Source organism: Shinella sp. 1A1 (assembly GCF_055379515.1).
In genome coordinates, this window is sequence record NZ_AP039671.1 from 1,451,358 (window position 1) to 1,465,506 (window position 14,149).

Consider the following 14,149-nt stretch of genomic DNA (forward strand, 5'->3'; position numbering starts at 1 on the left):
CGGTTGTCGCGAAAATCCTAAGTTTCGCGGCGAAATCGGCGGCGTTGAATTTCTAGCGGATTTTCTGTCGCAAAACTCGCTCGCAAATATCATGGTTTTACGACGGATTTTCGCGACAGTGTCGCGTTGGCTCAGGGCTAGAGCCGGCGTTGTCTCGCAACCTCTTCCAATTCCCCCGTTTTCCCCCTATATCGCACACGCTACATGCCGGAATCCCGGCCTTTTCACTCGCATACCACCCGCATTCGTTGGCGGGACTGGATAGGAGATTTTTGAATGTCTGCACCTGTTTCCCTGACTTTTCCCGATGGTTCCGTCCGCGAATATCCCGCGGGCTCGACCGGGCGTGACGTGGCCGAGGCGATTTCCAAGTCGCTGGCCAAGAAGGCGGTCGCGATTGCGCTCGATGGCGAGCTGCGCGATCTCTCCGATCCCGTTTCCAACGGGCGGATCGAGATCGTCACCCGCGAGGACGACCGCGCGCTGGAACTGATCCGCCACGACGCCGCCCATGTGATGGCAGAGGCCGTGCAGGAGCTGTGGCCCGGCACGCAGGTGACCATCGGCCCGGTCATCGACAACGGCTTCTACTACGACTTCGCCAAGGACGAGCCCTTCACGCCCGACGATCTGCCGAAGATCGAAAAGCGCATGAAGGAGATCATCCAGCGCAACAAGCCCTTCACCAAGGAAGTCTGGTCGCGCGACAAGGCCAAGGAGGTCTTCTCCTCCAAGGGCGAGAAGTACAAGGTCGAGCTGGTCGATGCGATCCCCGAGGGGCAGGACCTCAAGATCTACTACCAGGGCGACTGGTTCGACCTGTGTCGCGGCCCGCACATGGCCGCCACCGGCCAGATCGGCACGGCCTTCAAGCTGATGAAGGTCGCGGGCGCCTATTGGCGCGGCGATTCGAACAATCCGATGCTGACGCGCATCTACGGCACCGCCTGGCGCACGCAGGAGGAGCTTGACACCTATCTCAATATCCTCGCCGAAGCCGAGAAGCGCGACCATCGTCGCCTCGGCCGCGAAATGGACCTGTTCCATTTCCAGGAGGAAGGGCCGGGCGTCGTCTTCTGGCACGGCAAGGGTTGGCGCATGTTCCAGACGCTCGTCGCCTATATGCGCCGCCGTCTCGCCGGCACCTATGAAGAGGTGAACGCGCCGCAGGTGCTCGACAAGTCGCTGTGGGAAACCTCGGGGCACTGGGGCTGGTACCGCGACAACATGTTCAAGGTGACCGTCGCCGGCGACGAGACCGACGACGAGCGCATCTTCGCGCTGAAGCCGATGAACTGCCCGGGCCATGTGCAGATCTTCAAGCACGGCTTGAAGTCCTATCGAGAACTGCCCGTCCGCCTTGCTGAATTCGGCAACGTGCATCGCTATGAGCCTTCCGGCGCGCTGCACGGGCTGATGCGCGTGCGCGGCTTCACGCAGGACGACGCGCATGTCTTCTGCACCGACGAGCAGATGGCGGCCGAATGCCTGCGCATCAACGACCTGATCCTCTCGGTCTACAAGGACTTCGGCTTCGAGGAGATCACCATCAAGCTCTCCACCCGGCCGGACAAGCGCGTCGGCTCGGACGAGCTCTGGGATCGCGCCGAGAGCGTGATGAAGCAGGTGCTCGACACGATCCAGCAGCAGTCGAACAACATCAAGACCGGCATCCTGCCGGGCGAGGGCGCGTTCTACGGGCCGAAGTTCGAATATACGCTGAAGGACGCCATCGGCCGCGAATGGCAGTGCGGCACCACGCAGGTTGACTTCAACCTGCCGGAACGCTTCGGCGCCTTCTACATCGACCAGGCCTCGGAAAAGCGCCAGCCGGTGATGATCCACCGCGCTATCTGCGGTTCGATGGAGCGCTTCCTCGGCATCCTCATCGAGAACTTCGCAGGGCATATGCCACTGTGGATCGCGCCGATGCAGGTGGTCGTGGCGACCATCACCTCGGAGGCGGACGACTATGCCCGCGAGGTGGCCGACAAGCTGCGCGAGGCGGGCCTGACCGTCGAGACCGATCTTCGCAACGAGAAGATCAACTACAAGGTCCGCGAGCATTCGGTGACCAAGGTCCCGGTCATCATCGTCTGCGGCAAGCGCGAGGCGGAGGAACGCTCCGTCAACATCCGCCGCCTCGGTTCGCAGAACCAGACGGCGATGTCGCTCGACGAGGCGATCGAAGCCCTGTCGCTGGAAGCGATGCCGCCGGACCTGAAGCGCAAGCTCGGCAAGGCTTGAGGCGAGGGGCGCTTGTCCCTCATCCGCCTGCCGGCACCTTCTCCCCGCAAGCGGGGAGAAGGGACTTGTGGCAAGGCGATGCAACATCTTCCTTCTCCCCGCTTGCGGGGAGAAGGTCGCGGCAGCGGGATGAGCGGCTTTTCCGCCTAGTCCACCACGTCCTCGGCGGCGGCCTTCTGGTCGTTCGCCTTTTCGTCGAGCAGCACCTCGACATCGGTGTTCACGCCGGCTTTCACCTGGAAATCACGCTGGTAGATCCTGTTCTTGTTGCGGGCGACGGCGATGTAGCTGCCTTCCGCCAGAACGAGCGTCGGGAACGCGCCGACGCTTTCGGAGACCGTGTCGCCGGAGGAGGTGAGGATCGACCAGGCGGTATCCGCGATGGCCTCGCCGCCCGGCTCGGAGACGAGCTTCAGCGTCAGCTTGGCGGCGCGGTGCTGGATGGTGGCGCGCGTCAGCTTGCCGGCTTCCACCTGGATATCCGCGCGGATGACGGCGTTGACGTCGCCATAGTCGGAAACGACGTGATAGGTGCCCGCATTGAGCCGCACGACGGAATTCGGCTTCACGTCGTCCATCACGAGGTTGCGCTCGCCATCCTCGCGCACTTCGGCGGAATAGATCGCAAAGCTCAACTCCTTCGGCGGAATGCGCACATCCGCGCCGGAAACGGCGTTCAACATGATGCCGCCGGCATCGAGCACCATGACCTGCTTGTCGACGGAGCCCTGTTCGGGCACCACGAGCTTCTTCGTCGCGCCGGCCCGGCCGAAGGCGACATTGACGAAATATTCCCCGGGAACGAGGTGGAAGGCGGCCGTGCCGCCCTCGGAGGTGGCGAGCAGCGGCAGCTTGCCGTCGGCGGCCGGAATGGGCGAGAAGACGCGCCAGGTCAGGCCATGCTGCATCGGCTGGCCGTCCTTGGTCAGCAGCGCCTCGCAGGTGACGTCACGCAGGTTCGCCGGCGTTGCCTCGCCGGTGACGACGGGGTTGAAGGACATCAGCTTGCTGCCCTTCAGCGGCGTCGGGATCTGCGAAAAGCTCTCGAGCGAATCCTGCGCGCGTGCCGTTACGAAAGAGGCGGCAAGGCTCGCGAAGGCGATGCCTGCGGCGGCGACGGGATGGATTCGCATGCGCATGGGAACGGTTGACTTCCTGACTGTAAGGCTCCACTTGAAGGCCCGGCAAATGGCATTTTCAAGGCCGCGCCGGCGGCACGATATTGGAACTCCCCCGCAATGAAAACCGAAATAAAGCTGATCGATTATCTTTCGACCCGCCGGTCGATCCCCGCCTTCCAGATGAGCGCGCCCGGCCCCTCGAAAAGCGAGGTGGAGGAGATGCTGAAGCTCGCCTCGCGCGTGCCGGACCACGGCAAGCTCGCACCCTGGCGCTTCATCGTCTATCGCGGCGAGGACCGCCGGCGGATCAGCGAGGCGCTGGCGAAGATCGCGTTCGCCGACAAGCCGGACCTTTCGGAAGAAATGGTGAAGGTGGAGAACACGCGGCTCACCCGCGCGCCGGTGGTGATCGCCGTCGTCAGCCGCGCGGCGCCGCATTTCAAGATCCCGGAATGGGAGCAGGTCATGTCGGCCGGCGCCGTCTGCCTCAACCTCGTGATGGCGGCGAATGCGCATGGCTTCGCCTCGAACTGGCTGACGGAATGGTATGCCTTCGACGAGCGCGCCTATCCCATCCTCGGCGTCGAGCCGGGCGAGAAGGTCGCCGGCTTCATCCATATCGGCACGCCCACCGTTCCGCCGACCGAGCGTCCGCGGCCGGAGCTCGCCGAAATCGTCACATGGGTCGGCGATGACGCCTGACGCGCTGTTCTACGAGACCGGGGCGAACGCCCACGGCCTGAAGCACGATCCCTTCAAGGCGATCGTCGCGCCGCGCCCGATCGGCTGGATCGGCACGAAGGCGGCGGACGGGCGGCGCAACCTGTCGCCCTATTCGTTCTTCAATGCGGTGAGCGACAGGCCGAAGCTCGTGATGTTCTCCTCCAGCGGCCACAAGGACAGCGTGACGAATATCGAGGCGACCGGCGTCTTCACCTGCTCGCTGGCCAGCCGGCATCTCGCCGCGGAGATGAATGCAAGCTCGGTCGCCGTGCCCCATGGCGTCGACGAATTCGATATCGCGAAACTGACGCCGGTGGCCGGCCGGCTCGTCGATGCGCCCTATGTCGGCGAGGCGCATGCGGCGCTCGAATGCCGGGCGACGCAGATCCTGCGGCCGCTCGGCCTCGACGGGCGCGAATCGGACAACTGGGTGGTATTCGGTGAGGTCGTCGGCATCCATATAAGCCGGGAAATCCTGAAAGACGGCATGATCGACATGGCCGTCGCCCGGCCGCTCGGGCGGATGGGCTACATGGATTATTGCGACGGCGGGGCGGATGTCTTCGCCATGACGCGGCCGAAGGCCGGGTGAGGCAGAAATCCTCAGGTCGAACTTACGGCTGCAGCGCGACAAGACCGGATTCGCTTGAAAACCGTCGCCACGCGGCGCCGGTAGCGAAGGAGAGGTGAGGGACCTCGTGTTCAATAAAGGCGGCCGGAAGAACCGGCCGCCTTTTTGTCATCAATCGACCAGCGCCACGGCGATTTCCGCCGCAAGCCGCGCATTGTTTTCCACCAGCGCGATGTTCGTCTTCAGGCTGCGGCCGTCCGTCAGGTGGAAGAGGTTGTCGAGCAGGTACGGCGTCACGGCCTTGCCGGCGATCTCGTCGCGTTCGGCATTGTCGATCGCGCGGGCGATGTAGATTTCCATTTCGTCGCGCGGGATTTCGTCGGCTGCCGGAACGGGATTGGCGATCAGCATGCCGCCGTCGATGCCGAGCTGGTCGCGCACCTTCTGGAAGTTGGCGATGGCCGCGGGGCTGTTCAGCGTCAGCGGGCTGTTGAGGCCCGAATCGCGCGACCAGAAGGCCGGGAAGGTCGGGCTGTCATAGGTCACGACCGGCACGCCGCGCGTTTCCAGAACCTCCAGCGTCTTCGGAATGTCGAGAATCGCCTTGGCGCCGGCGCAGACGACGATGACGCCGGTGCGGCCCAGCTCTTCCAGGTCGGCGGAGATGTCGAAGGTTTCTTCCGCGCCGCGGTGGACGCCGCCGATGCCGCCGGTGGCGAAGACCTTGATGCCGGCGCGCGCCGCGCCGATCATGGTGGCGGCGACGGTGGTGGCGCCGGTGCGGCGCTCGGCGATCGCGAAGGCGATGTCGGCGCGCGAGACCTTCAGTGCACCCTTGGTCTGCGAGAGCGCTTCGAGTTCGGCGTCTTCGAGGCCGATATGCAGCACGCCGTCGATGACGGCGATGGTGGCGGGCACGGCGCCCTGTTCACGGATGATGCGCTCGACGCTGCGGGCCATGTCGAGATTGCCCGGATAGGGCATGCCGTGCGTGATGATCGTCGATTCGAGGGCGACGATGGGCGCGCCGCGTTCCTTCGCGGCGGCCACTTCGGCCGAGTAGCGCATGGGCAGGAGAGGGGATACGGGTCTGGTCATGCTGTTTTCCTTGAGAGTCCTGGGAGGAATCTTGCTCTGGATTTCGAGCAAAAAAGTCTCATGACAGGATTTCAGCCTCCGGCACAAGAGAAAGTGCGCCCGAAAGGGTGGCCTGCGACATTTCTTCGGCCACCGCCAGAGGAGAGCGCACGGTGATCGCCGCCGCCGCAACCCCGTGGCGCAGCGCCTCGCCGACCGTCGCGCCGCCCGTCCATGCGCTGAGGAAGCCGGAGGCGAGCGAATCGCCGGCGCCGGTCACGTCGCCGAGAGCCGGGATATCCGGCGGAATGACGAGGGCCGCGCCTTTTTCGTCGAAGGCGATCACCCCCCTGCCGCCGCGCGTGACGACGCCTGCGGAAAGCCCGGCGGCGCGCAGCGCCTTCGGCCAGTCGGCGGGGTTTTCCGGCGTCTCGCCCGTCAGCGTGCGGGCTTCCGCCTCGTTCATGAAGAGGAAGGCGAGGGCGGAAAGGCTGCCCTGGAACCGCACCACCTTGGCCGGGGAAATGGCGATGCCGGCGACCGGAACGCCCGACGCCTTGGCTGCCTCGACCATGGCGGCCAGCGTCTCGCCCGGCAGGTTTGCATCGGTGAGGATGAGCGCGGCCGTGTCGATCGCCTCGCGCATCGCGCGCTGCTGAAGGCGGCGCGGCGAGAACAGCCGGTAGAGCTCCATGTCGGCCAGCGCGATGACGAGGTTGCCGTCACGCTCGATGATGGCGGTGTAGCTCGGCGTCGCGCGGTCGAGGAAAATGAAGGGCGTATCCTCCACGCCGGCCGCGGCCGCAGCGGCGGCAACGATGTCGCCGTCGGAATCGCCGCCGCGCGGCGAAACGAGCCGCACCTTGTGGCCGAGCCGGGAAAGGTTGCGCGCCGCATTGAAGGCGCCGCCGCCCGCTTCCACGAACCATGCGCCCGGATTGCTTGCGCCCGGCGCCGTTTCGCCGGCGATGCGTCCGCGCCTGTCCACATGGGCGCCGCCCATCACCAGTATCGTCCTGTCCGTCATGGTCTTCCTTCGCATCCCCGCCGATTCGCCCGCATGGAGCCTGATCGGCCGTGGTATCCTGTCTCGTCTTTCGTGCCGTTCGCCCGCTGAAACGAAAATAGAACACGCTCTCGATTTCCAAAGTCATTCAATGAGATGAATGGGTCTTGCGAAACGAGAACAAAAAGTGTACATAGCTTTCATCGGCGGCTTCGTTGCCTGTCTTGCTTCAATAACCTAAAGGTGGACCAAATGGCACAGAACACTTTGCGGCTCGTAGAGGATAAAACAGTGGATAAAAGCAAGGCACTCGAAGCGGCTCTCTCTCAGATCGAGCGCTCCTTCGGCAAGGGCTCCATCATGAAGCTCGGCGGAAAGGACAGCGTCATCGAGGTCGAGACGGTTTCGACGGGCTCTCTCAGCCTCGACGTCGCGCTCGGCATCGGCGGCCTGCCGAAGGGCCGCATCATCGAGATCTACGGTCCGGAAAGCTCGGGCAAGACGACCTTGGCGCTCCAGACCATTGCCGAATCCCAGAAGAAGGGCGGCATCTGCGCCTTCGTCGACGCCGAACACGCGCTCGACCCGGTCTATGCCCGCAAGCTCGGCGTCGATCTGGAAAACCTGCTGATCTCGCAGCCCGACACCGGTGAACAGGCGCTTGAGATCACCGACACGCTGGTACGCTCTGGCGCCATCGACGTGCTGGTCGTCGACTCGGTCGCCGCGCTCACGCCGCGCGCCGAAATCGAGGGCGAAATGGGCGAAAGCCTGCCGGGCCTCCAGGCCCGCCTGATGAGCCAGGCGCTGCGCAAGCTGACCGCCTCCATCTCCAAGTCCAACACGATGGTCATCTTCATCAACCAGATCCGCATGAAGATCGGCGTCGTCTACGGCTCGCCGGAAGTGACGACTGGCGGCAACGCGCTGAAGTTCTATGCTTCCGTCCGCCTCGACATCCGCCGCATCGGCGCGGTCAAGGAGCGCGACGAGGTCATCGGCAACCAGACCCGCGTCAAGGTCGTCAAGAACAAGATGGCCCCGCCCTTCAAGCAGGTCGAATTCGACATCATGTATGGCGAGGGCGTCTCCAAGACGGGCGAGCTCATCGACCTCGGCGTCAAGGCCGGCATCGTCGAGAAGTCCGGCGCCTGGTTCTCCTATAACAGCCAGCGTCTCGGCCAGGGCCGCGAGAACGCCAAGACGTTCCTGCGCGACAATCCGGATCTTGCCCGCGAGATCGAGATGACGCTGCGCCAGAATGCCGGCCTGATCGCCGACCGCTTCCTGGAAAACGGCGGTCCGGACCCGAACGACGGCGACGACGGCGAGCCCTGATCGCTCCGGCGCCGCGCGCGCCCGTGCATGACGCGGATCGGTCTGCGATTGCGCCCCATGCGGAACGATAATCCGGAAACCGGCCTCTTCTTCGTGAAAGGCCGGTTTTTTGGTGTCTGGACAGGGAAGGGTGCGGGCGATAAAAGCCATCAATTCTCGCGCGCGCCCGCGGTTTACGGCCTTTCCCGGGAAAGGCGGCCGGCGTGTGCAGTTTCGACGGAACTGGCGGATGGAGAGCCTCGCAAGGGGCTTCCGGCGGGCACTCCGGCCGGCGGGGCGGTTTCGCGTCTGCCGAATATGACATTGGGTGGATGATGCGCAGCCTGCGGGGCAGGCGGCGCCAAGATGAAGGACGCGACATGAGCGGCGTGAATGAGATCCGGTCGACTTTCCTCGACTATTTCCGCAGGGAAGGCCACGAGGTCGTCTCGTCGAGCCCGCTCGTGCCGCGCAACGACCCGACCCTGATGTTCACCAATGCCGGCATGGTGCAGTTCAAGAACGTCTTCACCGGCCTGGAGTCGCGTCCCTATTCCACGGCGGTCACCGCGCAGAAATGCGTGCGCGCCGGCGGCAAGCACAACGACCTCGACAATGTCGGCTATACCGCGCGCCACCACACCTTCTTCGAGATGCTCGGCAACTTCTCCTTCGGCGACTACTTCAAGGAGCGCGCCATCGAGCTTGCCTGGAACCTGATCACGAAGGAATTCGGCATCGACAAGAGCCGGCTGCTCGTCACCGTCTACCACACGGACGATCAGGCCTTCGACCTGTGGAAGAAGATCGCCGGCTTTTCCGACGACCGCATCATCCGCATCCCGACCAGCGACAATTTCTGGGCGATGGGCGATACCGGTCCGTGCGGCCCCTGTTCGGAGATTTTCTACGACCATGGCGATCATATCTGGGGCGGCCCGCCCGGCTCGCCGGAAGAGGATGGCGACCGCTTCATCGAGATCTGGAACCTCGTCTTCATGCAGTTCGAGCAGATCACGAAGGACGAGCGCCTCGACCTGCCGCGTCCGTCCATCGACACCGGCATGGGCCTGGAGCGCATCGCCGCGCTGCTGCAGGGCAAGCATGACAACTACGATATCGACCTCTTCCGTGCACTGATCGACGCCTCCGTCGAGGCGACCGGCGTTCCGGCGGAAGGCGAGGCTCGCGCCAGCCACCGCGTCATCGCCGACCACCTGCGCTCCTCCGCCTTCCTGATCGCCGACGGCGTCTTGCCGGCCAAGGACGGTCGCGGCTATGTGCTGCGCCGTATCATGCGCCGCGCCATGCGTCACGCGCAGCTTCTCGGCGCGAAAGAACCGCTGATGTGGAAGCTGCTGCCGACGCTGGTCAGCGAGATGGGCCGCGCCTATCCGGAGCTGCAGCGCGCCGAAGCGCTGATCTCCGAGACGCTGAAGCTGGAGGAAACCCGTTTCCGCACCACGCTGGAGCGCGGCCTCAACCTTCTCTCCGACGCCACCAACACGCTGCACAAGGGCGACATGCTGGACGGCGAGACCGCCTTCAAGCTTTATGACACCTATGGCTTCCCGCTCGATCTGACGCAGGACGCGTTGCGCGCTCGCGAGATCGGTGTCGATCTTTCCGGCTTCACGGACGCCATGGAGCGCCAGAAGGCAGAGGCCCGCTCGCATTGGGCTGGTTCGGGCGACAAGGCGACGGAAACGATCTGGTTCGAGCTGAAGGAAAAGTTCGGTGCGAGCGAATTCCTCGGCTATGACACCGAGGCCGCCGAGGGCGTCGTCCAGGCGATCGTGCGCGACGGCAAGGCGGTCGAAACCGCCAATGCCGGCGAGCAGGTACAGCTCGTCATCAACCAGACGCCGTTCTACGGCGAATCCGGTGGCCAGATGGGCGATACCGGCACGATCTCCGCCGACAACGCCAAGCTCACCGTTTCGGATACCCAGAAGAAGGGCGAAGGCCTCTTCGTGCATGTCGCGACCGTCACCGAAGGCACGATCAAGGTCGGCGACGCCGTGGCGCTCACGGTCGATCACGCCCGCCGCTCGCGGCTGCGCGCCAACCATTCGGCAACGCACCTCCTGCACGAGGCGCTGCGCGAAGTGCTCGGTACCCATGTCGCCCAGAAGGGCTCGCTGGTCGCGCCGGAGCGCCTGCGCTTCGACGTCTCGCATCCCAAGCCCATGACGGCCGAGGAACTGCGCGTCATCGAGGACATGGCGAACGAGATCATCGTGCAGAATTCGCCGGTCACCACCCGTCTGATGACGGTGGACGACGCGATCGCCGAGGGCGCCATGGCGCTGTTCGGCGAGAAATACGGCGATGAGGTCCGCGTCGTCTCCATGGGCACCGGCATTCGCGGCGCCAAGGCCAACCGGCCCTATTCGGTCGAGCTGTGCGGCGGAACGCATGTCTCCTCCACGGGCGAGATCGGCCTCGTGCGCATCCTTTCCGACAGTGCCGTCGGCTCGGGCGTGCGCCGTCTGGAAGCGCTGACCGGGGAATCTGCCCGCGCCTATCTCGCCGAGCAGGACGAGCGCGTGAAGGCGCTCGCCAATGCGCTCAAGGCCCAGCCGGGCGAGGTTCTCTCCCGCGTCGAGGCGCTGGTCGACGAACGCCGCAAGCTGGAGCGCGAACTGACGGAAGCCAAAAAGAAGCTGGCGCTCTCCGGCGGCACGGCCGGTGGCGACGACGGCGTGCGCGAGGTTGCCGGCGTGAAATATCTCGGCAAGGTGGTCACCGGCGTCGAGCCGAAGGACCTCAAGAGCCTTGCGGACGAGGGCAAGAAGAGCCTCGGCTCGGGCGTCGTCACCTTCGTGGGCGTCTCGCCCGACGGCAAGGCGAGCGCCGTGGTCGCCGTGACGGAAGATCTCACCGGCCGCTTCAGCGCCGTCGATCTCGTTCGCCGCGCCTCCGAGGCGCTGGGCGGCAAGGGCGGCGGCGGCCGTCCGGACATGGCGCAGGCCGGCGGGCCGGATGGTGCCAGGGCGACCGATGCGGTCGAGGCCGTCGCCGCGGCGCTGGCCGGCTAAGCGTTCCTTTTTACTCCACAATTCATCGAGCGGCGGGTCCTGGCCCGCCGTTTCGTTTGCGAAGTCTTCAAGGTTTGCACCTAGCATTCCGGCGTGTGGAGTGCCCATATTGATTGAAGACGTCATCAGCATCTCGACCTTGATGATCTGCACCTTCCTGTCGACCATGGTCGTCGGGATTTTCATGCTGCAGGTCTGGCTCACCGACCGGCGCCATGCGGCGGCCGGCTACTGGTGCCTGTCCATGTGGGTGGGCTCGGCCTGCACGCTGCTCTTCGCGTTGCGGCCCATCGGCCTGCCGGTCCTGACCGTCGGCCTCGGCAATGCGTTCGCCGCCTTCGGCTACGCCTTCATGTGGGCCGGTTTCCGGGTCTTCGACCGCCGGTCCGCCAGTCTTCTGATCGTGCTGGCCGGGCCGCTGCTCTGGAGCATCGCTTATCTCGGTTTCGATGCGGTGGCGAGCAATGTCAATAACCGCATCATCCTGTCTTCGATCATCATCGCCGCCTATTCGGGCGCCATCGGCATCGATATCTGGCGCGGCCGCAAGGTCGAGCGGCTGCCGACCCGATCCATCGCCGCGCTTTTCTTCGTGACGCATGGCATGATCTACTTCCTGCGCGTGCCGCTGGCGATCTTCTTCCCGGCGCCGCTCGCCGACGGGACGGCGCATTCGGCCTGGTTCGCCATCTTCTCGCTGGAGCTCTTCGCCCATACGATCCTTGCGGCCGTCGCCATGCTGGTGCTGATCAAGGAGCGCGGCGAGGCGATCTATCGCCAGGCCTCGCGCACGGATGCGCTGACCGGCATCGCCAATCGCGGCTCGTTCCTCGAGGATGTGCGGGTACACCTTTCCGGCAAGGGCGAGGGCACGCTGATGATCTTCGACCTCGACCGGTTCAAGGCGATCAACGATACCTATGGCCATGTCGCGGGCGATGCGGTGCTGAAGCGCTTTTCCGCCCGGGTTTCCTCCTGTCTGGACGAGGCCATGCTGTTCTGCCGGTTCGGTGGCGAGGAATTCGCGCTCTTTGCGCCCGGGCAGGGCGCCGAACGGGTGGAGCCCTTCGCCGAAACGCTCCGCCGCGAGATCGCCGCCATGTCGGTGACCTGCGAGGGGCGCGAGATCGGCGTTTCGGTCAGCATCGGCCTTGCCGACGTGGCGGCCTTCGGCGCGGATTTCGACCGCCTGCATTCGGCGGCCGACAGCGCGCTCTATGCCGCCAAGGAAGCCGGCCGCAACCGCGTGATGCTCGCCCGGCCCGGTGGAAACCTCACCGCGCTTGCGGAACGCATGCGGATTTCTCCCGAGCAGGGCGGTATTTCCGTAGCCGGCTAACTTTACGCCGGCCTGCTTGCGATTTCCGCCAGAGCGGCATTGGCTGTCGCCGTATAGGTGACGCGCGGGGCGTGCAGCTCATGGGCCTCCAGCAGCCGCCGCATGTCCGGTTTCAACCCGGCGATGAAGACACGGACGCCCGCGCGGTCGGCCTTGCGCACCAGCCCCTCGATGACGCTGGCGGCGGTGGAATCGAGCAGCGGCACGTCGGTGCAGTCGAGCACGAAATTGCGCCGCTGGTCGGCGATGCGGTCGAGCACGGAGCCGACGCTGGCGGCCGCGCCGAAGAAGAACACGCCGCTGATGCGATAGACGACCGTATCCGGATCGTCCGCGACGACCGGCCGCTCGGGCAGGCCGCTGTCCTCGCCGGCCTCCTCGATGGCGCGCACGAGGCGCGGCACGGTTTCCTCCCGGATATCCACCGCCTTGCCCATGCGGTCGATGAAGAGTACGGCGCCGAGCAGGAACCCGACGACGATGCCTTCGGTGAGATCGCGGAAGACGACGAGGAGGAAGGTCACGACGAGCACCGCCGCGTCGCCGCGCGAGGAGCGGAAGAGGGCGCCGATAGCTGGGCGCTCGACCATGTTGAAGGAGACGACGGCGAGCACGCCGGCAAGGGCGGCGAGCGGAATGTAGCTGGCGAGCGGCGCGGCGACGAGCATGAAGATCAGCAGGAAGAGGGCGTGCAGCATGCCGGAGACCGGGCTGGTGGCGCCGGAGCGGACATTCGTCGCCGTGCGGGCGATGGTGCCGGTCACGCAGATGCCGCCGAAGAGCGCCGAGCCGACATTGGCGAAGCCCTGTGCGACGAGCTCCATGCTGGAGCGATGCCGCCGGCCCGTCATGCCGTCGGCGACGACGGCGGAGAGCAGCGATTCGATCGCGCCGAGCAAAGCGAAGGCGACCGCATCGGGCAGCACCGCGACGACGAGGTCGGGCGAGAAGGAGGGCAGCGCCGGCACGGGCAGGCTGCGCGGGATGCCGCCGAAGCGGGTGCCGATAGTGTCCGCCGGCAGGGCGAGGAGCGCGGTCGCGGCCGAGGCGACGGCGACAGCGATGAGAAGGTTCGGCCAGGAGGGGCGGAAGCGGCGCAGAAGCAGGATGACCGCGATGGTAAGCCCCGCAACGCCGAAGGCGGCGGGGTTGAAGGTGGGGCGGGCGGCCCAGAGCGCGGCGAGCTTCTCGATGATCGGCCCCGGCTCGCGGCCTTCGAGCTTCAGCCCCAGGAGCTCGCCGATCTGGCTGGAGAAGATGATGATGGCGATGCCGGCCGTGAAGCCCACCGTCACCGGATAGGGGATGAACTTGATGTATTTGCCGAGCCGGAGATAGCCGGCGATGGCCAGCATGATGCCGGCGAGGAAGGTGGCGAGCAGCAGGCCCTCGACCCCGTGCCGGGCGGCGGTTGCCGAGACCAGCACGATGAAGGCGCCCGCCGGTCCACCCACCTGGAAGCGGCTGCCGCCGAGCGCGGAGACGAGGAAGCCGCCGACGATGGCGGTGTAGAGGCCGCGGTCGGGCGTGACGCCCGAGGCGATGGCGATCGCCATGGAAAGCGGCAGGGCGACGATCGCCACGGTCAGGCCGGCAAGCGCATCGGTGCGCAGACGCGCGGGGCTGTAGCCCTCCGCGAAAACGCTGGCGAGCTTCGGCATCAATGTATCGGTCATGGGAGCCTCGAAAGGCCGGTGATGGGGGAAA

The 14,149-nt window shown here is 65.5% G+C and carries 10 protein-coding genes; 6 read left to right on the top strand and 4 right to left on the bottom strand.

Going from position 1 to position 14,149, the window contains the following annotated elements; genetic code table 11:
- The first annotated feature begins 276 nt into the window (after positions 1-276).
- Positions 277-2,247 carry a threonine--tRNA ligase gene (thrS, locus tag ACZ48C_RS07380; protein ID WP_464782612.1) on the top strand — a complete coding sequence of 657 codons (1,971 nt, stop codon included), beginning with the start codon at positions 277-279 and terminating at the stop codon, positions 2,245-2,247.
- A gap of 146 nt (positions 2,248-2,393) precedes the next feature.
- On the opposite strand, the gene ACZ48C_RS07385 is transcribed toward thrS, so the two are convergent.
- On the bottom strand, positions 2,394-3,380 hold the full coding sequence (locus ACZ48C_RS07385; protein WP_464782784.1) for a hypothetical protein: 987 nt from the start codon (positions 3,378-3,380) through the stop codon (positions 2,394-2,396).
- Between the two features lie 105 nt (positions 3,381-3,485).
- Between ACZ48C_RS07385 and ACZ48C_RS07390 the strand changes: the two genes are divergently transcribed.
- Both ACZ48C_RS07390 and ACZ48C_RS07395 read left to right on the top strand, forming a co-directional pair.
- On the top strand, positions 3,486-4,070 hold the full coding sequence (locus tag ACZ48C_RS07390; protein WP_318911847.1) for a nitroreductase family protein: 585 nt from the start codon (positions 3,486-3,488) through the stop codon (positions 4,068-4,070).
- Between the two features lie 4 nt (positions 4,071-4,074).
- Positions 4,075-4,683 carry a flavin reductase family protein gene (locus tag ACZ48C_RS07395; protein ID WP_464782785.1) on the top strand — a complete coding sequence of 203 codons (609 nt, stop codon included), beginning with the start codon at positions 4,075-4,077 and terminating at the stop codon, positions 4,681-4,683.
- Between the two features lie 150 nt (positions 4,684-4,833).
- Here the strand turns inward: ACZ48C_RS07395 and ACZ48C_RS07400 are convergent, their stop codons facing one another.
- The gene (locus ACZ48C_RS07400) at positions 4,834-5,760 is read right to left on the bottom strand and encodes a pseudouridine-5'-phosphate glycosidase (protein WP_119256231.1); all 927 of its coding nucleotides are present in this window, start codon (positions 5,758-5,760) and stop codon (positions 4,834-4,836) included.
- Positions 5,761-5,818: 58 nt separating this feature from the next.
- Entirely contained in the window at positions 5,819-6,766 is a 948-nt protein-coding gene (locus ACZ48C_RS07405; protein WP_464782613.1) for a carbohydrate kinase family protein, read from the bottom strand.
- A gap of 231 nt (positions 6,767-6,997) precedes the next feature.
- Between ACZ48C_RS07405 and recA the strand changes: the two genes are divergently transcribed.
- The 3 genes from recA to ACZ48C_RS07420 all read left to right on the top strand — a co-directional run bounded on the left by recA (position 6,998) and on the right by ACZ48C_RS07420 (position 12,442).
- Positions 6,998-8,083: a recombinase RecA gene (gene recA / locus ACZ48C_RS07410; protein ID WP_119256233.1), complete on the top strand. Its 1,086-nt coding sequence runs from the start codon at positions 6,998-7,000 to the stop codon at positions 8,081-8,083.
- Between the two features lie 359 nt (positions 8,084-8,442).
- On the top strand, positions 8,443-11,103 hold the full coding sequence (gene alaS, locus ACZ48C_RS07415) for an alanine--tRNA ligase (RefSeq protein WP_464782614.1): 2,661 nt from the start codon (positions 8,443-8,445) through the stop codon (positions 11,101-11,103).
- A 109-nt stretch (positions 11,104-11,212) separates the two neighbouring features.
- Entirely contained in the window at positions 11,213-12,442 is a 1,230-nt protein-coding gene (locus tag ACZ48C_RS07420) for a GGDEF domain-containing protein (protein WP_464782615.1), read from the top strand.
- A 2-nt stretch (positions 12,443-12,444) separates the two neighbouring features.
- Here the strand turns inward: ACZ48C_RS07420 and ACZ48C_RS07425 are convergent, their stop codons facing one another.
- Positions 12,445-14,118, bottom strand: coding sequence for a SulP family inorganic anion transporter (locus tag ACZ48C_RS07425; RefSeq protein WP_464782616.1), 1,674 nt, complete (start codon positions 14,116-14,118; stop codon positions 12,445-12,447).
- Positions 14,119-14,149 lie beyond the last annotated feature (31 nt).

Bases quoted from the DNA above. Each gene is read 5' to 3' on its own strand.
- thrS (WP_464782612.1), top strand. From the start codon at position 277: ATGTCTGCACCTGTTTCCCTGACTTTTCCCGATGGTTCCGTCCGCGAA.
- ACZ48C_RS07385 (WP_464782784.1), bottom strand. From the start codon at position 3,380: ATGCGAATCCATCCCGTCGCCGCCGCAGGCATCGCCTTCGCGAGCCTT.
- ACZ48C_RS07390 (WP_318911847.1), top strand. From the start codon at position 3,486: ATGAAAACCGAAATAAAGCTGATCGATTATCTTTCGACCCGCCGGTCG.
- ACZ48C_RS07400 (WP_119256231.1), bottom strand. From the start codon at position 5,760: ATGACCAGACCCGTATCCCCTCTCCTGCCCATGCGCTACTCGGCCGAA.
- ACZ48C_RS07405 (WP_464782613.1), bottom strand. From the start codon at position 6,766: ATGACGGACAGGACGATACTGGTGATGGGCGGCGCCCATGTGGACAGG.
- recA (WP_119256233.1), top strand. From the start codon at position 6,998: ATGGCACAGAACACTTTGCGGCTCGTAGAGGATAAAACAGTGGATAAA.
- alaS (WP_464782614.1), top strand. From the start codon at position 8,443: ATGAGCGGCGTGAATGAGATCCGGTCGACTTTCCTCGACTATTTCCGC.
- ACZ48C_RS07425 (WP_464782616.1), bottom strand. From the start codon at position 14,118: ATGACCGATACATTGATGCCGAAGCTCGCCAGCGTTTTCGCGGAGGGC.